At 25.9% G+C, this 25,863-nt stretch carries 25 protein-coding genes and 3 pseudogenes; 6 read left to right on the forward strand and 22 right to left on the reverse strand.

Features of this window, described 5'->3' with window-relative positions; all coding sequences use genetic code 11:
* A partial coding sequence (locus AS160_RS08240; RefSeq protein WP_165147590.1) for a GGDEF domain-containing protein occupies nt 1-953 on the forward strand: 953 nt, incomplete at its 5' end.
* A 25-nt stretch (nt 954-978) separates the two neighbouring features.
* Here AS160_RS08240 and rpsO read toward each other — a convergent pair.
* The 17 genes and pseudogenes from rpsO to AS160_RS08315 form a co-directional block, all read right to left on the reverse strand.
* A complete protein-coding gene (gene rpsO, locus AS160_RS08245) occupies nt 979-1,254 on the reverse strand; it encodes a 30S ribosomal protein S15 (protein ID WP_165147593.1) in 276 nt (91 codons plus the stop codon).
* Between the two features lie 108 nt (nt 1,255-1,362).
* A complete protein-coding gene (locus AS160_RS08250) occupies nt 1,363-2,244 on the reverse strand; it encodes a DUF1385 domain-containing protein (RefSeq protein ID WP_165147596.1) in 882 nt (293 codons plus the stop codon).
* Nucleotides 2,222-2,476 (reverse strand): hypothetical protein, encoded by a 255-nt coding sequence (locus tag AS160_RS08255; RefSeq protein WP_165147599.1) that lies wholly within the window; start codon nt 2,474-2,476, stop codon nt 2,222-2,224. Before AS160_RS08255 ends, AS160_RS08250 begins: the two co-directional genes overlap by 23 nt.
* A 10-nt stretch (nt 2,477-2,486) precedes the next feature.
* Nucleotides 2,487-2,771, reverse strand: a complete 285-nt coding sequence (locus AS160_RS08260) for a stage V sporulation protein S (RefSeq protein WP_165147602.1) — start codon at nt 2,769-2,771, stop codon at nt 2,487-2,489.
* Nucleotides 2,772-2,878: 107 nt separating this feature from the next.
* The gene (locus tag AS160_RS08265; RefSeq protein ID WP_165147605.1) at nt 2,879-4,039 is read right to left on the reverse strand and encodes a 2-oxoacid:acceptor oxidoreductase subunit alpha; all 1,161 of its coding nucleotides are present in this window, start codon (nt 4,037-4,039) and stop codon (nt 2,879-2,881) included.
* Nucleotides 4,032-4,250, reverse strand: a complete 219-nt coding sequence (locus AS160_RS08270; RefSeq protein ID WP_165147608.1) for a 4Fe-4S dicluster domain-containing protein — start codon at nt 4,248-4,250, stop codon at nt 4,032-4,034. The genes AS160_RS08265 and AS160_RS08270 overlap by 8 nt, the downstream gene beginning before the upstream one ends.
* Before the next feature lie 11 nt (nt 4,251-4,261).
* The gene (locus AS160_RS08275) at nt 4,262-5,401 is read right to left on the reverse strand and encodes a sodium ion-translocating decarboxylase subunit beta (protein WP_165147611.1); all 1,140 of its coding nucleotides are present in this window, start codon (nt 5,399-5,401) and stop codon (nt 4,262-4,264) included.
* A gap of 158 nt (nt 5,402-5,559) precedes the next feature.
* Nucleotides 5,560-6,354: a type I phosphomannose isomerase catalytic subunit gene (locus tag AS160_RS08280; RefSeq protein ID WP_165147614.1), complete on the reverse strand. Its 795-nt coding sequence runs from the start codon at nt 6,352-6,354 to the stop codon at nt 5,560-5,562.
* A gap of 47 nt (nt 6,355-6,401) precedes the next feature.
* On the reverse strand, nt 6,402-7,571 hold the full coding sequence (locus tag AS160_RS08285) for an MFS transporter (protein ID WP_165147617.1): 1,170 nt from the start codon (nt 7,569-7,571) through the stop codon (nt 6,402-6,404).
* An 81-nt stretch (nt 7,572-7,652) separates the two neighbouring features.
* Nucleotides 7,653-7,832 (reverse strand): annotated as a pseudogene (locus tag AS160_RS08290) (alpha-glucosidase/alpha-galactosidase); the annotation flags it as partial.
* A 150-nt stretch (nt 7,833-7,982) separates the two neighbouring features.
* Nucleotides 7,983-8,171, reverse strand: coding sequence for a zinc ribbon domain-containing protein (locus AS160_RS11405; protein WP_205100080.1), 189 nt, complete (start codon nt 8,169-8,171; stop codon nt 7,983-7,985).
* Entirely contained in the window at nt 8,152-8,703 is a 552-nt protein-coding gene (locus AS160_RS11410; protein WP_346774432.1) for a transposase, read from the reverse strand. Before AS160_RS11410 ends, AS160_RS11405 begins: the two co-directional genes overlap by 20 nt.
* On the reverse strand, nt 8,670-9,062 hold the full coding sequence (locus AS160_RS11415) for a helix-turn-helix domain-containing protein (protein ID WP_241244241.1): 393 nt from the start codon (nt 9,060-9,062) through the stop codon (nt 8,670-8,672). Before AS160_RS11415 ends, AS160_RS11410 begins: the two co-directional genes overlap by 34 nt.
* A pseudogene (tnpA, locus tag AS160_RS08300) lies at nt 9,001-9,445 on the reverse strand (IS200/IS605 family transposase). Before tnpA ends, AS160_RS11415 begins: the two are co-directional and overlap by 62 nt.
* 108 nt (nt 9,446-9,553) lie before the next feature.
* A pseudogene (locus AS160_RS08305) lies at nt 9,554-10,309 on the reverse strand (alpha-glucosidase/alpha-galactosidase); the annotation flags it as partial.
* Nucleotides 10,310-10,316: 7 nt separating this feature from the next.
* The gene (locus tag AS160_RS08310) at nt 10,317-11,522 is read right to left on the reverse strand and encodes a hypothetical protein (RefSeq protein ID WP_206528147.1); all 1,206 of its coding nucleotides are present in this window, start codon (nt 11,520-11,522) and stop codon (nt 10,317-10,319) included.
* An 80-nt stretch (nt 11,523-11,602) separates the two neighbouring features.
* Nucleotides 11,603-11,896 (reverse strand): hypothetical protein, encoded by a 294-nt coding sequence (locus AS160_RS08315; protein ID WP_165147623.1) that lies wholly within the window; start codon nt 11,894-11,896, stop codon nt 11,603-11,605.
* Between the two features lie 199 nt (nt 11,897-12,095).
* On the opposite strand from AS160_RS08315, the gene AS160_RS08320 reads away from it, so the two are divergent.
* Both AS160_RS08320 and AS160_RS08325 read left to right on the forward strand, forming a co-directional pair.
* Nucleotides 12,096-12,254, forward strand: coding sequence for a hypothetical protein (locus AS160_RS08320; RefSeq protein WP_165147626.1), 159 nt, complete (start codon nt 12,096-12,098; stop codon nt 12,252-12,254).
* A 36-nt stretch (nt 12,255-12,290) separates the two neighbouring features.
* Entirely contained in the window at nt 12,291-13,613 is a 1,323-nt protein-coding gene (locus tag AS160_RS08325) for an HD-GYP domain-containing protein (RefSeq protein ID WP_165147629.1), read from the forward strand.
* Between the two features lie 4 nt (nt 13,614-13,617).
* On the opposite strand, the gene AS160_RS08330 is transcribed toward AS160_RS08325, so the two are convergent.
* The gene (locus tag AS160_RS08330) at nt 13,618-14,799 is read right to left on the reverse strand and encodes an MFS transporter (protein ID WP_165147632.1); all 1,182 of its coding nucleotides are present in this window, start codon (nt 14,797-14,799) and stop codon (nt 13,618-13,620) included.
* A gap of 135 nt (nt 14,800-14,934) precedes the next feature.
* On the opposite strand from AS160_RS08330, the gene AS160_RS08335 reads away from it, so the two are divergent.
* The 3 genes from AS160_RS08335 to AS160_RS08345 are packed head-to-tail and all read left to right on the forward strand — an operon-like array spanning nt 14,935 to nt 18,507.
* A complete protein-coding gene (locus tag AS160_RS08335; protein WP_206528148.1) occupies nt 14,935-16,293 on the forward strand; it encodes an MATE family efflux transporter in 1,359 nt (452 codons plus the stop codon).
* Nucleotides 16,294-16,295: 2 nt separating this feature from the next.
* Nucleotides 16,296-17,099, forward strand: a complete 804-nt coding sequence (pgeF, locus tag AS160_RS08340; RefSeq protein ID WP_165147635.1) for a peptidoglycan editing factor PgeF — start codon at nt 16,296-16,298, stop codon at nt 17,097-17,099.
* Nucleotides 17,100-17,148: 49 nt separating this feature from the next.
* A complete protein-coding gene (locus tag AS160_RS08345; protein WP_165147638.1) occupies nt 17,149-18,507 on the forward strand; it encodes an MATE family efflux transporter in 1,359 nt (452 codons plus the stop codon).
* A 9-nt stretch (nt 18,508-18,516) separates the two neighbouring features.
* Here the strand turns inward: AS160_RS08345 and AS160_RS08350 are convergent, their stop codons facing one another.
* From AS160_RS08350 to AS160_RS08365, 4 genes are all read right to left on the reverse strand, one after another.
* A complete protein-coding gene (locus AS160_RS08350) occupies nt 18,517-20,391 on the reverse strand; it encodes an HD domain-containing phosphohydrolase (protein ID WP_165147641.1) in 1,875 nt (624 codons plus the stop codon).
* A gap of 13 nt (nt 20,392-20,404) precedes the next feature.
* Complete coding sequence (locus AS160_RS08355) at nt 20,405-22,066, reverse strand: HAMP domain-containing methyl-accepting chemotaxis protein (RefSeq protein ID WP_165147644.1); 1,662 nt, start codon at nt 22,064-22,066, stop codon at nt 20,405-20,407.
* Nucleotides 22,067-22,187: 121 nt separating this feature from the next.
* Nucleotides 22,188-23,198 carry a mannose-1-phosphate guanylyltransferase gene (locus AS160_RS08360; protein WP_165147647.1) on the reverse strand — a complete coding sequence of 337 codons (1,011 nt, stop codon included), beginning with the start codon at nt 23,196-23,198 and terminating at the stop codon, nt 22,188-22,190.
* Entirely contained in the window at nt 23,195-25,813 is a 2,619-nt protein-coding gene (locus AS160_RS08365; protein ID WP_165147650.1) for a hypothetical protein, read from the reverse strand. Before AS160_RS08365 ends, AS160_RS08360 begins: the two co-directional genes overlap by 4 nt.
* Nucleotides 25,814-25,863: the final 50 nt, after the last annotated feature.

Consider the following 25,863-nt stretch of genomic DNA (forward strand, 5'->3'; position numbering starts at 1 on the left):
GTTTATCAAATAATAGATTGGAAGAAATATCAGAAAATTCTATTAAAAAGTATTTTATATCAAAACCTATTAAATTTAATAATATTTTTTTTAATATATATAATAATAAGTTATATTTATATAACACTATATTAAATTCCTTTATTCAATTTTTTATATTTCTTTTTATTTCAATTATTATTATATTTTATATTTCTAGAAAGATTTCAAATAAAATTATAACCCCTATAAACGAAATTACAAATTTAATTAGCAATTATAATACTTTTAAAAATTTTACACCCATTGAAATAAATAAATTTTCGCAATATGAAATTATAAACCTTGCAAGCAAATTTAATATTATGGGATTAGAATTAAAAAAATACATTCTAAATATGGAAGATTTAGTTTTAGAAAGAACACAGAAAATTGAAGAGCAAAATGTAAAATTAGAAGTATTAAACAAAAAGCTACGTGATATATCAATAACAGATGAATTAACCTCATTATATAACAGATATTTTTTCAATGAAATATTTAAAAAAGATTATAAACTAGCATATAGAGAAAAACTATATATTAATTTTGCTATATTTGATATTGATTATTTTAAAAATATTAATGATACATATGGTCATCTTGCTGGTGATTATTGTTTAAGAGAATTAGGAAAAATTATAAAGAATCACTTTAATAGAGAAAATGATAAAATTTTTAGATACGGCGGCGAAGAATTTGTAGTTTATTATTTATCAAAAAATCCATCTAATTTTGAAATAGCCCTTGAAAATTTAAGAAACAATGTCGAAAATAATTTGTTTGAATATAATTCTTTAAAAATTAAATTTACAATAAGTATTGGAGCTATATCTAAAATCCCTAATACAGATAAATACGAAAAAATTATTACAATCGCTGATATGAATTTATATAATTCTAAAAATAAAGGTAGAAACAGGTTAACTATTTAAAAAAGCTCCCAACCGGGAGCTCTAATTATCCTCTTATTCCTAATTTTGAAATTAATTCTTTATATACTTCTGGTCTTTCTTTTCTTAAATATTTTAACATTTTTCTTCTTTTACCAACCATTTTCATTAATCCTCTTCTTGAGTGGAAATCTTTTGGATGAGTTTTTAAATGTTCAGTTAAATGTCTTATTCTTGCTGTTAACAATGCAATTTGAACTTCTACAGAACCTGTATCTTTTTCATTAATCTTAAATTCTTCAATAACCTTGTTTTTAATTTCTGGATCTAATCCTCTTGACATAATTCTCTACCTCCGTATTCATATTCCTTTAGCCAAGATAAGGTCAATACCATTATCTGAGCTAAGGTATTTGTATTATAATATATTTTTGTTAAAAATCGTTTGATTTTAATTAACTATTTCTTCTCCATCAAATTCTTCATTTAATGCATACTTTAATGATATTATAGCTACTTCTAATTGTTCTTCATCTGGTTCAGATGTTGTTATTTTTTGTAACGATAAACCAGGCCAAGCTAAAATTTTACCAACCCATGTATCGATTATTTTTGCAGTAAACCTTTGAAATTCATACGCAACTCCTGCTACTAAAGGCAATAATATTACCCTAGTTACTACTTTTTGCATTAAAGATGTATAACCTAATGCTCCTGTTATAGAAAACACTATAATTGATGCAAATACTGTAATAATTAAAAAACTAGTACCACATCTTGGATGAAGAGTTGTATATGTTTTTGCGTTGTTAACATTCAATTCTTTTCCATCTTCATAGTTATATACCGTCTTATGCTCTGCACCGTGATATTCAAATACTCTTTTTATATCTTTAAAAAATGAAATAACCCATATATATAATATAACAAAAACAGCTCTTATCACACCTTCAATAAAAGAAAACCAAAATTCACTATCTATAGGAAATAATTTTGTTAAAAACATAGGGCCTAATCCAAAGCCAACAATTGCAAATAAAAAAGCTAATAAAATTGATATTACCATATCTTTCTTTGTTATTTCTTCTTCTCCAGATACATTGGCTGAATATGATAAGGCTTCCATACCTATTATCATTGCTTTTAACAATACAAAAAAACCTCTAATAAATGGTACTTTCTCTAAAAAACCAAATGATCTTTCTTTTAATCTTTTTATCTGAATCTTTTTATCAGGCCTTCTAACTGCCACAACTGTATTTATACCTTTCATCATAACCCCTTCAATAACAGCCTGACCGCCTACATATTTAGGCATTTTCTTTTTTTCCATTATTAATCCTCCTCAATATTTCCTCAGCAATTTTCTCTTCTGTAATCACAAAATAAAAGGTCAAAGCTTCCTTGTCTACAGTTTTTTCCTTTTTTAATACCAAAGAAGCTTTTTTTCTTATATTCATTCTTTCTTCTATACTCAATTTCGAAATTTCTTCTACTATAGAAAAAAGCCGCGCGTCTTTCACACACGCGGTAACTATTTCATTAATAATTTTATCATCAATCACTATAGTCTCCTTAAGCTTCCGTTTCTTCTTCAGTAACTTCAGCAAATACTCTAAATTTTATTCCTGTTCTTTTTTCTTCGCCAACAGCAACTTCAACGAATCCAGGTACAACAAATAACTTTTTTCCGCGAGTTTCAACGAATCTTCTTGCTATCGCAATTGCTTTAACTGCTTGGTTAACTGCCCCCGCCCCAATTGCTTGGATTTCTACTTCATCTGTTTTGCTCAATACTCCTGCAATAGCTCCAGCAACTTTATTCGGTGATGAAGAGTGTCCGACTTTTAAAACTTCCATGGATTGTTCAGCCCCCTTTATAACATTTTCTACGTTTATTTTACCATAAATTTTAACTTTTTTCAAATTATATTTCAAAAAAATAATTAGCCAGTTATCCTGGCTAATTAGAATTCTATTATTCTCCTCCAAACAGAGGTTATTGCATTTAAAATTTCCTTTGGACTTATTAAGTCACCATCTACCTTATTTACTAATTCTATATGTTTTCCAAATTTATTAATTCTTGATATTTCTAATGCCATTTGTCCTAAATTCATTTCTGCAACAATAATTGATTGTGATTTTTTTAATATATTTTTCATTTTAGAAACTGGAAATGGCCAAATTGTTATTGGTTTAAACAAACCTACAGGTATTCTATCCTCTCTAGCCATTTTTACTGCTTTCATAGCGCTTCTTGCAACAGTTCCATATGCTACTACTATAATTTCCGCATCATCTGTCATATATTCATCATATAATGCTATTTCTTCAGTATATAATCTTATTTTTGAATCTAAATGTTTAATAACCTTATCTGCCACATCTGTAGAACCAACTGGAAAACCTGTTTCATCATGAACTAATCCAGAAACATGGAATCTAGCCTTACCCATTTCTATTAATGGATTAACTGGAGAATTTTCTTCTTGGAATCCAAATGGATGGAATAAATCTTCTTCCTCAATTTCCGAATCAGATAATCTTTGTATTATCTCTGGATTTTCATATTCATCACTCAAATAAAAACTTTCTCTCATATGCCCTAAAGTTTCATCCATAATTAAAACTACAGGTGTTCTATATTTTTCCGCATAATTAAACGCTTTTATTGTATATTTATAAGCTTCTTCAACAGTGGATGGATATAATGCTATTATTTGTTGATCTCCATGCCTTCCCCATCTAATTTGCATAATATCTCCTTGAGATGGTTTAGTTGGAAGTCCTGTACTTGGACCGCCTCTCATAACATCAACAAAAACACATGGAGTTTCTGTCATGATAGCATATCCCAATGCTTCTTGCATCAAACTAAATCCCGGACCACTTGTTGCTGTCATTGACTTTACACCAGCTAAAGATGCTCCTATTATTGCTGCAGCACTTGCAATTTCATCTTCCATTTGTATAAATCTACCTCCAACTTTAGGCAATTCCTTAGCCATAACTTCAGCAACTTCTGTAGAAGGAGTAATTGGGTATCCAGCATAAAATCTACAACCCGCCTTTATTGCAGCTAATGCTACTGCTTCATTCCCTTGCATAAATACTATTCTACCCATTATTTTCAACCACCTTTTCCATTACATTAATTGCAATATCAGGACAAAGTCTTTCACACATTAAACATCCTATACATTTATCTATATCTTGTACAATTGGTTTTCCTAATTCTGCTGAGCCTAATGTCTTTGTTGGACAAACGTTATAACAAATACCACACTTTTTACATAGTGAGTAATTTATTTCAACAGTAAAGCTCTTTTTCCCCATTTTCTCACCTCTTATGATAGAATTGATAAAAAGACCCCAGCTGCAACAGCTGACCCTATTACCCCTGCAACATTTGGACCCATTGCATGCATTAGTATAAAATTACTTGGATCTTCTGATTGAGCTACAGTTTGAGCAACCCTTGCAGAATCCGGTACAGCTGATACTCCTGCAGCACCTATTAAAGGATTAATTTTATTCTTTGTAAATAAGTTCATTAATTTCGCAAAGAATATTCCTGATATCATTGCAATAATAAACGCTATTGCACCTAATAAAAAGATTTTTAAACTTGTTGGTTTTAAAAATACGTCCGCCCTTGCAGTACTACCAACAGCCAACATTAATAATATAGTAACTGTATCTAAAATAAATCTAGATGCAGCTTCTGCCAATCTTTTAGTAACTCCAGATTCTTTAAGTAAATTACCTAACATTAAAAGCCCAACTAAGGATAATGCTTTTGGAACTAATATAGCAACAACAATTGTAGTTGCTATTGGGAAAATAATTTTTTCTTTTTGACTAACATGTCTCATTCTTTTCATTCTAATTTTTCTTTCTTCTTTAGTTGTAAGTAGTTTAGATACAGGAGGTTGTAAAATAGGAATTAATGCGATATATGAATATGCTGCTATAGCAATTATTGCTAATAAATCTGGTGCAAACTTAGATGCTAAATATATAGAAGTTGGACCATCAGCACCACCTATTATTGCTATAGAAGCTGCGCTATGTATATCAAATCCTAATAAATTAGCAACAATAAATGTTCCAAAAATACCAACTTGAGCAGCTGCTCCTAAAAAGATTAAACGAGGATCTGCTATTAAATATGAAAAATCCGTTAATGCTCCAATACCCAAAAATATTAAAGGAGGATAAATACCTAAAAACATTCCTCTTTGGATATACCACAATAATCCGCCAACTTGATCTCCAACAGGAGGATTTAATAATCCAGTTATTTCTGGTGGAATATTTGCCAATATAATACCAAACCCTATTGGTATTAAAAGCAGAGGTTCTGCATGTTTAACTATCGCTACATAAATCAACAAAGAGCCTATAAATAACATTAATATATGCTGCCATGTAAAATATGCAAATCCACTATTGGAAAAAAAAGCAATAAAATTTGATAGATCCATAACATTTCCTCCTTGAATTTTTTTTCATAGTAATTATAATACTTAATTTTACATAATTCAAGATGTGTTTTTGCTAGTTATATTTAAGGAAATTACAAAAAGCAGGGCTTCAACGCCCTACTTTTTATCTAATCGTATTTAGTTAAAGATTTTAACATTTAAAGAAAAAATAACATTCCTTCTTCTGATATATTATATTCTACATTATGAGGAATTATTATTGTTCTATAATCTTTTAAAGATACATGTATAGAAAAACCTTTAACAATCTCATTTTTTACTCTTTTTATATTAAAATATTGTGTCTTAAATTCCTTAGGTGAATTAACAATAACATAAGGACTATCTTTTAAAACCTTTTTGCCTTTTTCTATATGAATTTCTCTTGGTCTTCCCCAATCGTACAATCTATATGTTAAATCAGATGTTTGCTGTATTTCAAGCAACATAGAATTAGGCCCCAATGTATGCACTACTCCTGCTGGAATAAATAACAAGTCTTCTTTTTTTAATTTCATTGGTTTAAAGTCCCAATTTTGAGTTTCTATTGCTTTTCTATTATTTTCAATATCATTGGAAATAAATATCTCATTTGATTCATTCAAAAAATACCACGCTTCTGTTTTCCCCCATGGTTCATTTTCTAATTCTTTTGCATATTTATCATCTGGATGTACTTGAATTGAAAGCCATTGTGTTGTTGATATTAATTTTAATAATAATGGAATTCTTGGAAAATCTTTCCCTATTAATTCTTTTATAATTCCCGATGGTTTTCCATAATTTTTTCCACTTTCTAATCCCACTAATTCTGTTTCATTACCTTGAACCCCTGAAAATAACCATACTTCACCTATTTTATCCATATCTTTTTTATTAAATATATTATTTAATCTTTCATCTCCCCATACTTTTTCTACAAAAATTGGTTTAGATATTAATGCTTCTTTCATTGTATCACCTCACAATATATTATATTTATTTCATATGCATATAATAATCATTTTAATTTTTTTTGTTTTCTTCTTAAATTAAAAAGTATGAAAAATCCAATAATTGACATAACGCTCAATGTTAGATATGTTGTAATAGTTCCTTTTTCGTCCAATAATAATCCTATTAATGGTGATAATAATGCAAAACTTAAATTAGCTACTAAACTTACCATAGAAATAACGGTAGCTCTATATTTATCCTCTACTTGATGATTAATATAGAAATTCATAGTTGGTCTATCCATAGCTCTAACTATTTGTTGCAAAGCTAAAAAAAATATTGCCCATTTTGATACAAATATCGCCGGTAATATAAAACTCAAAAACATTAAAAAAATCAATGACAATAAAATTTTCCGTGGCCTTATCTCACTAAAAAGAGAAACCAAATACTTTGATGATATTGCAGCTATAATATTAAAAATAAAAAATATAATACCAAAATATTGAATATCTATATCAACATGGGAAAAATATGGTTGATATAACCAAAACCCTGTTTTAAATAATAATCCCATGACCAACGAATATATAATAGCCCATAATATTCTCGGTTTTTTTAATACTATATTAAAACTTTTAAACACATGGATAATATACTTATGCTCACTTTTTTCCCTATCTGTTTCAATAAACCCTAATGCTATTATTGATGCGATAATTACATTTAAAACACTAATCCAAAAAGGTAAAAAGGGATTATATTTATAAAGAAAACCACTTAAGATAGAACCAAAAGCTTGTGAAATAAATACATAAGAATTACTTATCCCTTCAATTTTTTGAAAATCTTTTTTTCTTCCTAATCCATTTAAACTTTCGTATAATAATGCCGTATCAGCTCCACTTGATAATGTAATACCTATCCCAAAAATAATTTCTGCTATTGCAAATACAAAAAAGTTTTTAAAAACTATATATAATATCAATCCCAATGCAAAAAATATTCCTGATAAAAACAATGAAACTTTTCTAGAAAGTTTATCTGCTAAAGTACCTGTTGGAATTTCGAACAAGAATACAGAAATAGAAAATATTGATTGAAGCAACATAATTTCAGAATAATTTAGCCCTTTAAGTAGCATAAACGGTATTAAAATGGGACCAATTATTCTTAAATTTAAAAATAATCTATATAACAAATAATTATTGATATTTTTAGTATAACCATTCATAAAAATACCCCCTTAATATTAATGGGAATTATACTTTCATAATGTTAATTTGTTGTTCCTAAAAAATCAATTATATGAAAATTATTTCATATAATGTTTTTTCATCTCTTGATTTTCTGGTAAATTCATTAATTCTTCTAAAACGTTTTTTACTTGACTGTATGATGTTGTTCTTCTATCTCTAATTAAAAATTCTTCTAATAATTTAATATCTCCCGTTAAAAATGCTTCTAACGCCATATCCATTCTTATCATTCTTGGATGTGAACTACCATAACTTTACACTTTGTAAGAAGTTATGGCTTCCTGTTTCAACCTATGATGACTCGTAGACCTCTTACAAGTTCCGCCGCCAGAGCATAGTCTGCAGGCGTAAATTCGGACAGTCCCTGCCCTACTAATTTATTATAGCTAAGCATATTTAGCTATATTAATAGCTGCATTTATGTCTCTATCGTGTACTGTTCCGCATTTAGGACATTCCCATTGTCTTACATTCAAATTTTTTACTTTTGTATTTTTGTTTCCACATACTGAACATATCTGACTTGATGCATAGAATCTGTCTATCTTTTTTAATTCAATACCATATCTTTTTATACTTTAATATTGTTATGAATTTGTTCCATGATTGCCATTGTATTGACTTTGCAATATAATGATTTTTCAACATTCCTTTTACATTTAAATCTTCTATAGCTATTTTTCCAACTTGATTTTCGCTGACAATTTTATATGTAGTTTTGTGGATCCAATCGTTTTTTATATTATTTATTTTTTCTATATATTTGGATAATTTAAGTCTTGCTTTTTCTTTATTTTTAGATCCTTTTTGTTTTTTAGATAATTGTCTGTATAATCTTTTTAATCTTCTCTCATATTTTTTTAACTCTGGAATACTATATTTTTCTCCATTACTTAATATAACAGTATTCTTAATACCTAAATCTATACCTAATATTTCTTTAGATTTGTTTTTAATTTCTACATCTGCAACTTCTATAACTATAGCAACATAATATTTATTTGTAGTTGTTTTTTCAAATGTAGCATTTTTTATTTTATATTCATTTGGTAATTTCCTATGAATACGAACTTTTATTCCTTCTTTAAATTTAGGTGATAACCATATTTATTATTATCTTCTTTAATATATAATTGTATATGTTGTGGTATTGTTTGTCTATTTTTCTTTTTCTTAAATTTAGGATATTTACCTTGATTTTTAAAGGCTCTATCCAAATCTTTAAGTGTTTGTTGTAAAACCTGTAAATTTTTTTTGTTTAACAACGAATATTTATTTGTTTTCTTTAATTGTATCAAAACAGATGCCCACATATAATAATTAGTAGGTTTATTAAGTTTTTTATACATTATATTGTTGTAGTTCAAAAAGAAGTTGTATATAAATCTTGTAGAACCAAAATGCTTATTTAATTTTTCTTTCTGTTCGTTCGTAGGGTAAATGCGAAATTTGTAAGTTTGAAGCATTTTTATCACTTCCTTGAGACTTTATATATTCTTTAAGAATTTCTAAGCACCGCCCACTGTTAAAAGACAATAACTTTTAGACCAAAAAGCAGACTTCCAAAGTTTATATACAAGGAAATTCTTTTTTGATAATTCTTGATGAAGCACTTTTATACGCATTAATGAACTTAGATAATTCAGAATTAGGTTGAGCAGAAAACAAAACGTGTATATGGTCTTGATCGTGATTCCATTCTTTTAAGATATTTTTCTCCAATACGTTCAAAAATCTGTTTTAATCTCATTGAGATAGTATCATTAACAACTTTTCTTCTGTATTTAGTTACAAGAACTAAGTGGTAATTTAATTTAAAGATAGAATGATTATTTGTTTCCAAAATCATTTTTTCACCTTCAATATATATATTAACACTAATGTTATAACATAAGTGTACCAAAATTGCAAATTCATCTCCGCCTTACAGAAGACGGAGTATTCTTTGTGTGTTTATATAAAATTTATACATATCAATTGCAGCTGGACTCAATTGATCATTAAATGGATCTCTGGGTTTTAATTCTTTATTCTCATCTATCCATTTATCTAATAATGGATATGCATCCTCTCCATTATATTCAAATTTGTTTAAACATATTGCATGATTAAAACCTGCAACTTGCCAATCAACTAAATTATAATCTAATCCAAGTTTTTCAATTATTTCCATTACACCATAGTGCCCATGACATACACCTATCATTTTTATTGGTATTTCTCTTGAAATTAATGTTGTTATTTCAAAAACTGGATTTGCTCCTTGTATTAACCAAGCATTTGGTGATAATTTTTCTATTAACTTTGCTACATTAAATGCAAAGTTTAATTGATTAAAATTTGAAATAGTATAATAATCAGAAACCATATTAAATTCTTGAGTATCTATTCCCCTATAATATCCGTATTTTTCCCCAATTGCTCTAGCTTTTTCTAAATATTCATGTCCTCCCACCATTGCAGTGTTAATTACAAAATCTGAATCTTTAATTGTTTCTTCTAAATTTGTAGTTTTAATAAATTTTATGTCAGAGCCAAATTCCTCTACTATTTTGCTTGCTAATAAATGAACTGCATTTAATCTTTCTTCATCAATATCCATTAATACAATAGTACTACCATTTAACTTTGGAGTTTTACAAATATCAGCTACTAAACGCATTGAAAATACTGCACTACCTGCCCCAATAATTCCTATTTTTATGCCCATGATATCCCCCCTAAAATTTTTGTATAACATTTAATAATTTTTTTCTTTCAAAGCCACTTTCATAATACCAGTAAGCTAAAGTTGCTGGCATTTTTTTTAATGAATATTTTTCTACAAAATCCCTTAAAAAATCTGGTGTTTCTATTCTTATATTCCATTTAATATCATATCTAGAATAATTTCTTATATATACATCTATGTATTCTTTTTCATGCTTATTTAATTCATAATAATAAATGTTTATAAATTCATTATATGAACTTTTCTTCATCTTTGAAAAGAAATGATCTACTAAATTTTTTCTTGCATTAATAAACTCATTACCTTTAATCATTTCTATTATAAACCTTTTTATGCTAAAATCATCGACAAAATTTAAATTTTTTATTTGTACTATATCTATTTTAGGTTTATTAATACATGCAATATATGTATTAAAAAATAATCTCTTTCTTTCTTCAACATTCATTTTTTCTAACTTATTAACGCTTTCTTTAAAAGCTTTTTCTATATATATTTTCCCATACTCATTAATAATAGCTTCTGGTGAATTAATATCTGGAACCAAATTTAAACCCAAAAGGATTTTCTTTAATGTGTCTCCCTTTATTTCTAATACCTTTCCATTTATTATACCAGAAAGACTTTTTCGAGAAACATGTATTTTTTTAGATGCTTCTGATATATTAGCTATATTATTTTTTATACAATTTCTTAATTCTTCTGTATTTATATATGTAGATTTCTCGCTAATAATAAACTTTCTTAAAATATTAAACATTGATTCATAATTTTCTTTAGAATTTCTTTTTCCACTTTCAGGTAATTTTTCCCAGAAATAATTAATAATAGGTGCGTATGAATATAAACTTTCTATATTCCATTTATTAATCTCAAAATAAGTATCAAAAAATGTAAAATGTTTTTCATTATTTTCAAAATAATATCCCATATAATACATCAATTCATTTGATAATTTAATAGCATTATTTAAATCATATTCCTTTAAATACCATGACCAATTATTTAAAGAACTAACTATACCTATTCTATGTGGTATTTTTTTCGATAATATATATGCTTTTTTAAAGTATTTCCAGGCTTCATTAAAATCTTTTTCATTAACCTTTTTTCTTCCTTTTCCAAGATCTATAAATACCTCTGTAGAAGGGTCCATTTCATATTCTTTTCCCCATAATCTTGTCTTTTCATCCAAATTAATTATATTTTCCACATTAATCAAAACAGATGATACTAGTTTTCTAGACTTTTTTGGAATATCAGATAATTTTTCTTTTAAAAATAAATATTTTTTTTCACATTTACATAATCTCTTAAATATGCTAAATAATATAATTCTTTTGCTAACAATAAATATTTTAATGTTTTTGTATTTTTATATATTAAACCTTTTTCCACCTCTTCTAATGCTTTCCTTTTTTCATTTTTCCAACTAAATTCCAAACTTTTAAATAGATGATACCATCCATTATTTTTTTTAGTTCGTAAAATCATTAAATTAAGAAATGGTTTTGCAAAAGATCCATAATCAGAAATTATCTCAAAAATCTCTCTATTTTTTTCATTCATAATATACACCTCTTTTAGTTATTATACTACTTTTTTTCGCAAATGGGAAGTTATGAACCTAAAAAACATTATGTTACAAAATGCTATATTTTTGTACAGTTAGAATAGATATATAATAAGAGTTTTAGAGGTTGTTAAAGTTGAATGTCATTTGTTTTAGTGTATAATATAATTGAAAATTAGAAAGGAGCGTGATACTATGAAAAAAATTACAAAAACAATCGTTATTTTAACTTTCTTATTCACTGTATTATTCTCAACTGTATCATTTGCCGGTCCTGATGATTATTCTGATTCCACAGAAATAACTACAAATTCCGTTGTATTTACATTAAAGGCTTTTGATATAAATAAATAAGGGGGATTCTCCCCTTTTTTTCTAGGTAGGTGAATTATGAAAAAGGTTTTTCCCTTAGTTATAGCAATTTTAATATCTATAATTCTATATGGGAATTCAATTAATCCAAGTACTAATAATATAAGTACTACTGTTTTTATTATTTCTGTTTTTATATTTCTATCTATGTTAATAACTGTTATTATAGACAGATACACATTTAAAAGAAAGTATTTTGAAAAGGAAAAAGAATTATTAAGCCTTAATTCTGAACTAGAAAAATCATATAAAAAAATTGAAAAATTGAATTCTTCTATTTTAAAAACTTTAGAATTATCTTCTTTTTTTGCTACTCCAAAATTAATGGAAAAAGATTTTGAAAAGAAGGTATTAGATTTATCTCTTGAAATTATAGAACCAGCAGAAAATGGTTCTATCTTTTTATTTGATAAAGATAATAATGCTAAAATGGTTTATGCTAAAGGATATGATTATTTAAAAATTAATGAGTTAGATTTAAAAACTTCAGAATTAATAATACCTGAAAATGCAAAAATTATATCTCAAATTCATAATATTAATGCAAATACTATGTCAGAAGAAAAATTCGAAAAATTTAAGAAATATGGAGGAGATTTAAAAGAAACTTTAATTACTCCTATAGCCTTTAATAATGAAATTTTTGGAATTATTACTTTGGATATAAATAATGGTTCAGAAGCTTCTTTTGAAGATTATCATACAAAAATAATGGATTATTTCGGAAAAATGTTTGCTGGTTTCCTAAAAATGCTGAATTTCATTAAACAGGAAGGAAAATTTCACAAAGATATTGCTTTAACCTTAGTTAAAGCTTTAGAATATTACGATAATTATACTAGAGGACATTCTGAAAGAGTTGCAAATTGGGCATCATTAATAGCAGAAAAAATGGGGTTTGATAAACAAAAAATTGAACATATTTATTGGGCTGGGGTATTACATGATATAGGTAAAATATTTGTTCCACAATCCATTTTAAATAAAGCCGCTAGATTAATACCAGAAGAATTTGAAAAAATAAAACTTCACCCTGTAAAAGGTGAAGAATTAATAAATAAGGTTGAAAACATGCAATATATATCCAAAATAATCAAACATCATCATGAACGATATGATGGAAAAGGTTATCCAGATGGATTAAGTGGAGAAAATATTCCAATTGAATCAAGAATATTAGCCGTGGTTGACAGTTTTGATGCAATGACTAGCGAAAGGCCTTATAAAACTCCACTTTCAAAACAACAGGCTTTAGAAGAACTTAAAAGAATGTCTTGGAAACAATTTGACGGAAATATTGTTAATATATTTTATGACATAATAACAAACTCCGAAGAATAATATTCTATGTTTTTGATTTTTTATACAAATTCAAGAATATTTCATCATCCAATATTGGTCTAAACATTATTTTCATTATAATTAGAGAAATAAAGTAAAAAGATGCACTTATTAAAAATAAATATGTATATCCATTAGAAATTACTGATAAATATCCAAAAACTAAAGCTGAAACTGATCTTGCTATAAAATTAAGAAAGTTTCTTATACCACTGACTGTTGTGGTTTTATTTTTTGGGATATAACTCATTACAATAGTAGAAGAAACAGGATTTGTCATATTCATAAAAGAGAATCTTAATGCATATAATGCGGTAAAAATATATGGATCTCTAACAAAAGCAAAAGAAATCAAAAGAGGCACTACTAAAATATTCATAATCCACATATAATTATACGCACCAAATCTTTTTGATATTTTAGAAGAAAATACTGATCCCAACGATGCTCCAAATTGAGCTATAGCAAGTGCTATACCAATCATTGTTGGTTGCATATTAAATAAATCTTTAAATATTACATTACCGAAATTGACAAATAACCCTGCGCCAAAACCTATTAAGAAAGTTCTTAATAAATGATACTTTAAAATATGTAATTGAGTTTTATCAAAGTCCCCTATATTAAATATATTTCTAATTCCTATATTATCTTTTTTACTCTCTTCAACTGATAACAAGAATATATTTGAAGATAAATGAACAATTCCTGTTATTATCATAGCTGTACTTAACCCCAAAAAATCTCCAACTATTCCTCCTGTTAAATTTCCTAAAACTCCACTTCCCATAAATATTCCAAAATTATATCCGAAGGCTTTTCCCCTATTATCATGATTGGTTATATCAACAATCAATGAATCTAACAATAACATTCTAGAGGTCAAAAAACCACCATTTATTAAAGCTGTATATATTAAAACATTTTCTAACGGGAATATCACCCTTAGAAAAGTTATTGATGCAAAACTTATTGAAGATATTATTAACATTAATTTCTTACCGTATTTATCTCCTAAAACACCTATAATTAATCCTAAAAAAGCTGAGCTTAACATTTCTAATGAAGTAATATGACTAATAAAAGTATTGCTATATCCTATATCTCTTAGAAAAAGATTAAATACAATTCTATATGTTGATTGCGCCAAACTGCTTAAAAAAGTATAATACAATAATTTATACATTATATCACCTCATGGTTAGTCTTACTAACTATATATTTATTATACTATAAAATTTAGTTAGTTTTATTAACAATTTTAAAATTTTATATGTTTAATGATATAATAAATTGGGATTTTATATATGAGAGGTGAATTATGGCAAAAGATCTTACAAGAGGCAGTATTTTTAAAGAGTTATTATTAATGTCTATACCTACTTCAATAGGATTTACTTTCCAAATGATATATGATCTTGTTGATATATATTGGATAGGTATGATATCTAAAGAAGCAATCGCTGGTGTAGGTATTTTTTCTACAGTTTTTTGGGTTGTAGAAGCATTAAATGAAATAATAGGAGTTAGTTCTATATCTTTAATATCTCAAAATTATGGAAGAAAAGATATTAAAAAAACAAACTTAGCCATAGAACAAACAATCGCTTTTAAATTTTTTGTTGCTTTAATTGGATCTATATTTTTTGCTTTTTTCTTGGAACCAATATTACAAATTTTTGCTGACGATACTGTTATTCAATATGGTTTAGATTATGGATATATAAGAGTGTTCTTTTTACCAATAATGTTTTCATCATTTTCTGTAAATACAGCACTAAGAAATATCGGCGATTCCAAAACACCTATGAACATTATGATTTTTGCTAGTATATTAAATGTTTTATTAGATCCAATTTTAATCTTTGATAATATACCTTTTGTAAATGTCCCTGGGTTTGGCCTTGGTATAAAAGGTGCTGCTATTGCTACAATTATTTCTCAAAGCATTGCATTTTTAATTGGATTTTATATCTTATTTAGTGGGAAAAGAGGTATAAAACCTTCAATAAAAGGGTTATTTAAACTTAATTGGGAAATAGATAAAAAATTGTTAACCATAGGTCTTCCAAATGGATTAGAAGTTTTTGCTAGACAAATGTCTATGACTATAATATTATATTTTATTTCTATTTTCGGCACATCAGTTGTTTCTGGTTATACTGTTGCTGGTAGAATATTCGGCCTCGCCTTTATGCCTTTAGTTGGTTTGTCAATGGGTGGCTCTGCTATTGTTGGTCAATCATTAGGCGCAGAAAAGATTGATAGGGCAGAAAAAACTGCTAAAATTTCTGCTATTACAACAACTGCATTAACTTTAATCTTCATGATTATTGTATTCCTATTCTCAGAAAATATAATAGGATTATTTAGTAGTGATCCCGAGGTAATTAAATATGGATCTGAATTCTTAGTTTTTGGTTCCTTGGGATTATTATTTGTATCGTATGCTTTTGGTATAGGAATTGTATTTCCTGGTTCTGGATATAATACCCCATACTTTTTCATGAGTCTTGGATCTAGATGGTTTGTTCAAATTCCATTATTATTTCTGTTTATAAACATAATGCATTTACCTGTATTGTGGGTATGGTTATCTTTTGTTTTTGGTGATTTATTTGAATTTGTTATCGCTATGTACTTTTACAAACAAGGAAAATGGAAATATAAGAGGGTGTAAAAATGAAAATTGGAAACTTTAACTTAAGCAAAAAAGAGGATTTAATGTACTTAACTATACCGACATTTGAAAAATTTAATTATTTATTCCATTTATTTACCACTAGAATTCCAAATAATTTTGATTTAGGAACAAATACTAAAACTCCACTAGAAAAAATATATCGAAATTATGAACATTTAGCTAAAGTATTTAATTTAAATATTCATGACTTTGTACTATCTAATCAAATACATGAAGACAACGTTTTAGTAATTGATGAGAGCTATAAGTCTAGTAATTTTTTATTCAATAGAACTGTAAAAAACGCTGATGCATTAATTACAAATAAAAAAAATATAGTATTAATTACATTATATGCTGATTGTACTCCTATATATTTTTTTGATCCAAATAAAAAAGTTATTGGATTAGCTCATTCTGGCTGGAAGGGTACCATCAAAAAAATAGCAGAAAAAACTGTTAAAAAGATTATGAATATATACAATAGCAACCCAGAAGATATTTTAGTAGCGTTAGGTCCTTCTATTGGACCAAATAGTTTTGAAGTAAGAGAAGATGTAAAAAAAATATTTGAATATACATTCCCAAATAATTTAGATATTATAAAGAAAAAAAATGATAAAAAATATCTAATTAATATTTGGAAAGCTATTGAATATACTCTTGTCAACGCTGGAATAAAAAAAGAAAATATTTTAAATTCAAATATTGATACTTATACCAATACAGACTTATTTTTCTCATATAGAAAAGAAAAAAAGACTGGAAGAATGGCAGCTATAATGGGTTTAATTGACAATTAAATTTATATATGATATAATAATTAGCAAACCGAACAATAAGGAGGATATTATGTCGCAGAAAAATAATAAGGTTGATATATTTAATCACTCCATTATTATGTCATTATTTCTTTTAGGATGGCCAATGATTGTCTCTAATTTAATGCAAACTATGTATAATATTGTTGATGCATACTTTTTGGGAAAAGTGGGCAAAATTGAATTTTCGGCTACAACAATAACCTGGCCATTAATCTTTGTTTTTATTGCTTTTACTATAGGTTTTTCAAATGCTACTGTATCTTTAGTATCTCAATACACAGGGGCAAAAAACAAAAAAATGTCTCAAAAAACATCTGGTCAAGCATATTTAGTTGCTATAATTTTAGGATTTACTTTAGCTTTAATGGGTATTTTAGTTTCAGATAAAGTTATTTCCTTAGTTACAGATGAAAGCAGTAAAGAAGTAATTCCATATGCTATAAAATACTTTAATATAATTATGATTGGTATGCCTTTTGCATTTTTATTTAATATTTCTAGCTCTATCTTAAGAGGTTGGGGCGACTCAAAATTCTCTATGCATATGATGTTTTATTCAACATTATTAAATACAATTTTAGATCCTATTATGATTTTTGGATTTGGTCCAATACCTAAAATGGGTGTAGTGGGTGCAGCTTGGGCAACAACAATTTCAAGAATATTTATTGGTTTAACATCATCTTATCTTGTTTTCAAGGGAGAAAGAGAATTTAAGGTACATTTAGAAGACTTAAAAACTGATTGGAATATTATAAGAAAAATATTTGTTATAGGATTTCCAGGTTCTTTAAGTCATACAATTACATCTTTAGGATTTGTAGTTATTATGGGTTTTGTTTCAGCATTTGGCCCTTCTGTTGTAAGTGCATATGGAATTGGTAATAGAATAATAAATTTAATTACAATGATTTCATTTGGTATAAGTGCTGCTGTTACTACTATGATTGGTCAATTTTTAGGTGCTAATCAAATTAATAATGCAGAAAAAACTGTTAGAACTGCTTTTGTCATAAACTTTACAATTGTCGCTTTTTTAAGCACATTAACTTTTTTGTTTGGATCACATTTAACCAAGTTTTTTATTAATGAACCTGAAGTAATTGAAATTGGTAATATCTTTTTTAAATATGTATCATTCTCTCTTCCTTTTTTTGCATCTATGGGAGTTTTTGTAAATACATTAATCGGAGCAGGACGAACTGGTCAATCAATGATTGTTGATATTGCGAGATTATGGGGCATTAGAGTTCCGTTAATAGCAATTATGGCAAAAAGTTGGGGATTCATGGGAATATTTTATGCTATGATAATTAGTAATATTTTGGCATTAATAATTGCGTGGTTATTTGTTAGATTCGGAAATTGGAAAAAAGCTATTATATAATCCAGGAAATTACTCCTGGATTATTTTTATAAATGCTTTTACTACTTCTGGCGAAAATTGTTTTCCTGAATTATTAACTATTTCCTTTATAGCTTTTTCTTTACCCAATGGATCTCTATAAGCTCTTTTTGTCATCATTGCGTCCCATGCATCTACAACAGAAATAATTTGCGACATTAAAGGTATTCCACTCCCTTTTAATCCATCTGGATAACCCTTTCCGTCATATCTTTCATGATGATGCTTAATTCCAATAGCTATTTCTTTTAAACTTTCTGTTTTTATCAATGCATTATAACCAATTATTGGATGCTTTTTTATAATATCATATTCATTATCAGTAAGAGGCCCGTTTTTATTTAATATTTCTAATGGAATTAATAATTTTCCAATATCATGCAATAACCCAGCTAAATATATTTTTCTAATATATGATTTATCTAAATTCATTTCCTCTGCTATATTAACCGCTAAATCTGCCACATTTCTTGAATGATTCTTAGTATATTCATCATGCTGTTCTAAAAAAGTAATTAATGCACGGATTATATCATCTCTTAAAGATTCTTCTATTTTTGCTTCATTCTTTATTTTATAAAATATTTTAGCTAATATTTTAAATGATTCTAATACATCTTTAATTGTCTCTTTTTCCAATTTTTCATCTATTTCAAAATTCATAATATATTTTAATTTATCAGAAAGTTCTAATATTTCTTCAAATGATCCTTTTTCTGACATAGATTCTACAATTACTATATTTGAATTATCTTCAACCCTTATTAATTTATTATATCTAAATCCAGGAATAATAAATTTTAGAGTTTCTAATAATCTTAATACAAAATCATTTTCAGAAATATACTCTACATTACCAACATCCGACATTAATTTTATCAATAATTTTAATGATTTTTGCAAATTCTCATTATGAGTATATAATAACCTTAGCTCATCATTTTGTTTCGTTATTTTTTCATTTAATAATTCTAATTCATCGTTTTTTACTGATAAAATCATATTTAATCTTTTTAACTCTTTAGTTCTCTTTTCAACTAATTTCAATAATACAAAATAATCGAAAATTAAAATTAATACAATAATTAGTGATATTAATATCATCCATGTTAACCATTTTGGAATTTCTTCTACTCTTTCAGTATATAAGTATCTGCTTATAACTTCATAATAATACGAATCTTTATTCTTTTTTAAATCTTTCAAATTTTTATCTATTATTTTTATTATTTTCTCTTTTTCATTATAATCTTTTCTGAACATCATTAATACTTTAATAGGTGAAAAAACTATATCTGTAGGTATCACTTTATACTTTTCCGAATTCAACAATCCAAATGTTCTATTTACAACACCAGCTTCTATTTTGTTTTCAGAAAGAGCTTTAAATATCCCCTCATATGAATAAAATTCAACAAATTGAACATTTATACCAAATTTTTCTAATTTATTTTTAATTCCAAATTCCTCATCTTCATAATATATATCCTTTTTTAAAACTCCAATTTTTTTATTTTCTAAATCAAATATATTTTCTATATTTTGATTTTTATTCATGTATACAACAGCCCAATCTGATAGAAATGCTTCATTGTTAAAATCATATTTTTCATCTCTTTCTAAAGAATATCCAACACATGCTATTGAATCAATTGATCCATTGTCTAATTTTTTTATTAACTCTGGAAATGAATCAAAAATATAATCATATTCTATTTTCTCATTATTAAATATATAATTTAATATTTCTGGAAAAATTCCTGTTTTACTATCAATTATCTTAGGAGGATTATAATATATACCTATTTTTAGTGAAAAACTAAATAATGGAAATAATAATATAATTATTAGTCCTATTTTTTTCAAATTCCCACAACCTTTATTCGTTTAATTTAAATTGTTTTACAATAAACATTAATCTATTAGAAAGTTCTATCATTTCATTAGCTCCCGCAACCACATTTTCTATATTTGCAGTTTGTTCTTCAGTTGCTGCATTTATCTCGTGAACAGAAGAATTAATTTTTGTCGTATTTTCTGTCAATTCTGTCATTGCAGTTGCAATCTCATCAATTGCAGCTGTTTGTTCCTCAACACTTGCTGCAATACTTTCTAATTTTGAAGTAATATCTTTTATTGCTTTTAATATTTTTTCTAAGTTTTCTCCTGCTTCATTTGATAATTTAGATCCCTCTTTTACTTTTTCATTTATTACATTAGAAACATTCATGGCTTCATTAGAAACTGTTTGTATCCCTTCAACAACTTCTCTAATCTCATTAGCAGCTTTTCTACTCTCTTCAGCCAATACCCTAACTTCATCAGCAACTACAGCAAAACCCTTACCAGCTTCTCCTGCTCTTGCTGCTTCTATCGCGGCATTTAAAGCTAATAAATTTGTTTGTTCAGCAATATTTGCAACTGTATCAACAAAATCACTTATCTTCATAGCACTTTCATTAAACTCTTTAATAACTTTTTCTATTTCTTTTGTAACTTCTGTTATTTCTTTCATTTTTTCTATAGAACTTCTTACTGTAATTCCTGCATTTTCTGCTTCTTCTGTAGATAAATGCCCAAATTCTGCCGCTTCCGTTGCATTATCTGCTATTAATTTTGTAGCTGATGAAATCTCTTCTATTGATGCCGTTGTTTCTTCTACCGCTGCTGTTACATTTTCCATCTCAGTTGAAATATTATTTACAGCCACCGTTACATCTTGTAATGAATTTGAAGATACATTCATTTCATCAACAATTTCTTTCATAGAATTTGCTAAAATAACACTTTCATTTTTTAGTTGTATCATATCTTTTGTTATTTGAGAATGCATTTCTTTGAATATTTCTATTAATTTTCCAAATTCATCTTTTGTTTTTATTTCTGGAATTTCAACTGTAAAATCTTTTTCTGATAATCTCTTAGCATAATTCATTAATATATTTAATACCTTTATAATATTTCCAATTAATATAATAGAAGCAAATAACCCTATAATTAGAGTAGATATTATAATAATAATACCAAATCTTTTTGCCTTATTAATATAATAATAATTATTAGCCATTATCTTATCTGCTTTTTCATTAATACTTTCTTGAAGTTTATTAAAAGAAGTTATTGCATTTGATCCTATATTTCTAAAATTATCTGCATCACTTTTTATATCTTCTACAGAATTATAACTTTTTAGCAAATTTAAATATGCTGAAATATCTTCTATCGCTTTATTTTTTATCGATATCAGATCTTTATCTAAATTCATTTTTGATATATTATCTATTACTTCTTTCATCTTTTCTTCTGCATTTAATTTTAGCTTTTTATCATTAAAAGCTAAATATTCTGCTACTAATTTTCTAGATTCCATAAAACTAGTGGAGTTTATTCCTATGTTTTTCATATTCAATATATATCTTTCACTAAGCTGTTTTTCATTATTCAAAATAGAAGATAAGAAGTTGTTGTTTAAAATATAAATTACAAACTGTGAAACTAATAAAATTAAAACTAATAACCATACTTTAGTTTTAATACTCATATAACCTCCTCCTTTCTTTATATTCAATTATTATATAGCAATCAAATATTAAGAATGATAAAACTACAATTGAATATTTATATAATATAAAGTTAAAAATATATTATAAAAAGGTGAGTTTTTAAAACTCACCTTTTTCTTTTAATTGATTTACAATTTCCCTTATATCATTTATTTTATCTTCCTTTGCAACCAACAAACCATTTTCTGTTTCTATTATTATTATATTTTCTAACCCAACAACACCTACATTTTTATTTGATTTAACGAAAACATTTTTACTATCAACAAGATGCACATTGTTATTATTATCAGAATAACCTTCCATTTCTCTTACAGATACCCAATTTCCAACATCTGACCATTCATATTCTGCTTTAACAGTATACACCTTTTCAGATTTTTCCATTAACGCATAATCAATACTTATTTTTCTAATTTCGGGATATTTTATATGTAATTCTTCAATATTATTTGGGTTTAAATTAATCATATTATTATATATATCCTCATTATATTTTCTCATTTCTTCTAAGAATACATCTTTTTTCCAAAAGAACATACCACTATTCCAATAATAATTTCCTTCTTTTAAATATTCAATTGCAGTATTATAATCTGGTTTTTCTTTAAAACTTTTCACTTTTAATATATTTTCTTCTATTTCTTCTCCTGATTCAATATAACCATATCCCGTTTCTGGTCTTGTTGGATTAATTCCCATTGTTATTAATCCATTATATTTTTCTGCTGCATATATTCCTTTTTCAACTGTTCTCCAAAATTTTTCCTTATTTGGTATATAATGATCTGCAGGCAAAATAAATACAACCTCTCCTTTATTAGCTACCAATGTTCCTAAAAAACATGCAGCTGCAGTATTTCTTGCAACTGGTTCTAATAATACATTTTTTTCATTTAATTCTGGTAATTCTTTTAATGTTTCTTCTTTATACTTTTCTGCTGTCACAACAAAAATATCACTTGGATCTAATTTAAATGCTAATCTTTCAAATGTTTCCCTTATTAATGATTTTTCAGAAAATATTTTTAAGAATTGTTTAGGTTTTTTAGATGTACTTAATGGCCAAAATCTCTCTCCAGAACCACCTGCTAATATTATTGCTTTCATTCTTTTCCTCCTTCAATAATTTTTCCTCTCTTAAATATTTCCCCTCTTTCATTTGTCCATGTTTCTTCTATTGTACCATCAAAATAATTATTAATTTTAGTATTTTCAACATATACATTATTGCTTCCTTCTAAATAAATATCTATTTTGTTGTTTTCAAAATATGAACCTTTAATTTTAATCTCTAGATCATTTTCAGAATTAAAAAATATTATAGCTTTTTCATTATTTGAGAAGTTTGAATTTTCTATATTAAAAGGTGATTTAAATATATCTAATGATATTTTATTATTTACAAATTCACTATTTTGAATATTCAAATTCATATCATTTACTGACTTAATTGATCTTTTATTATTTTTAAATTCACTATACGTTATTAATACAGTACTTTTATTACTATTTATAGATTCTATACTATTTAAAAATGAACTATTTTTAATTTTTAATACTGAACCATATGAATCTATATCTAATATAGAATCAGCTACTGATATATTATACAAATAAGCATTAGAATTATAGAAATTGAATGTCATTTCATTATCAAAAAACAGTGAATTTTTTATTTCAATAATACCATTTGAGACTTCAATACCTTTTTTATTATCATATAATATAACATTATATGCATTACCAGAAGAACCACTTATCCCTATGTTACACTTTTTAATTACTAAATTATATAAATCAAATTCATTTTTTGCATATATTCCAATATTAGCATTATATATCTCAATATTACTTAATGAATAGTAATTTAATACTACTCCTTGAAAATAATCTTTTATTGACTTAATAATTATCTTAGAATTATTATCTTTAAATTTAATCGGACCATTAACAATTATACTTTTTTCTGGGAATACTTTAAATTCCACAACCCCTACTACACTCAACTCATTAATAATTAAATTATCAGATATAATATACACGGACTCATTTAAATTTTCAGGCAATGTTTTATATAATTTCTTTCCATACAAAAATGTATCTTTTATTTTTAATTTAATTTTTTCTGTCTTTAATTCTTTAAACTCTCTCCATAATGATAATGTACCTTCATGAGTTAACTTTTCAAGAGGAATATCAAAAATTAATTTATTCTCTTCAAATACTCCCTCTTTTATATAATCATCTATTTCAATCTTATAATAATTATATTTATATGAATCAAAATATTCCAATTCAAATACACCAACATCAGTATTTTTAAATCTTTTTATATTAGGTAATTTTGGTTTTGTTATTTTTCTATATATTTCTTTCTGATATTTTGAATCAATATATAATATAAACCTATATTCTTTTCCTGGTAAAAGATTAGAAAAAGAAAATTCGTTTATATTCTTTACATCTATTTTAGAAATCATATTTTCTTCTTCATCTAAAATTCTCAACTCACAATATATTGCAGGAAAATCTTTCTCAAATTTTAGATTAATACTTTTATTATCTTCAATTGAATATTTCGGATATGGATTTAAATCAATTATTATTGGACTACTAGCATTACTTAAATCATCATATAATGTTAAAGTTGCGACTTTACCTACACTTTCAAATTCTATATATGGTTTTTCAAAAACATATGTACTTTCTTCAGTTAATAATTCATATGTTGATTCTTCATTAGATTTTAATTCTAAATAAAATTTATTATCATATCTTAATTTATATTCTTCTAATTTAGGTGCAATGGAATCTAAATAAATTTTTTTATTCCAAACAACATTTTCATTTATTTTTATATTTAATTCATTTTCTCCTTCAATAAAATTTTCAGGGGAATACTCTTTCCCATTTAAATTAATTTTTTGAAATTTATCAATATTAATTTCTTTTTTATTTATCTTTTCTGGAATTTCAACTAACTTAGGTTTTATTATTTCTGTTTTTTTCCCTTTAAATCCATTTGGATAAATAGGAATAATTTCATACTTTGTTTCATCATATGAAATTTTATCTCTATATATATTTCCATCTATAGTTTCAATATATTTTCCATCTTTGTATATTTCATATTTTACCGGATTTATTTTTTTATTACTTAAAAACAATTCTATTTCCACATAATCTTCTATAGTCACTTTATAATCTTTTATTCCAGATAATTGCGAAATTAAATTAAATGATTTTTCATATATTTTTATACCTTGTATATACCCTCTAATATTTAGCTTACCGTTTTCGTACGGAGAAATAAATAAAATATACTCATCTAATGTTGTTTTATGCTCAAAATTATTATAATTTATTTCCCAATAATCTATCTTATAATTTTTTGATTTTAATTTGACCTTAATTTGATCATAATCTATGTAATTATATAATACCTCTATTTCTGGTTTGGGTATATAAATGTTATATTCCATAAAAAACTTAAAGAACGACACTTTAAGTTCTTTACTTATTTTATTTTTACCAAATACTATATTTATCGTATACTTACCAGGATATAACCAAAAATCCTTTTTTTCATATTTTTTATCATTAATTTCAACATAATACTGTATTTCATTCATAGGTATAATTATATTTAATTTTACTTTTATTGGTTTTAAAAACAATAAAATGATTAAAAGTATTATTATAATGTATATACTCTTCCTCATATTTCCCCCAATTTGATATTTATATTTTTTATATAATTATTAATAAACAT

Source organism: Marinitoga sp. 38H-ov (assembly GCF_011057715.1).
Classification (GTDB): Bacteria; Thermotogota; Thermotogae; order Petrotogales; family Petrotogaceae; genus Marinitoga.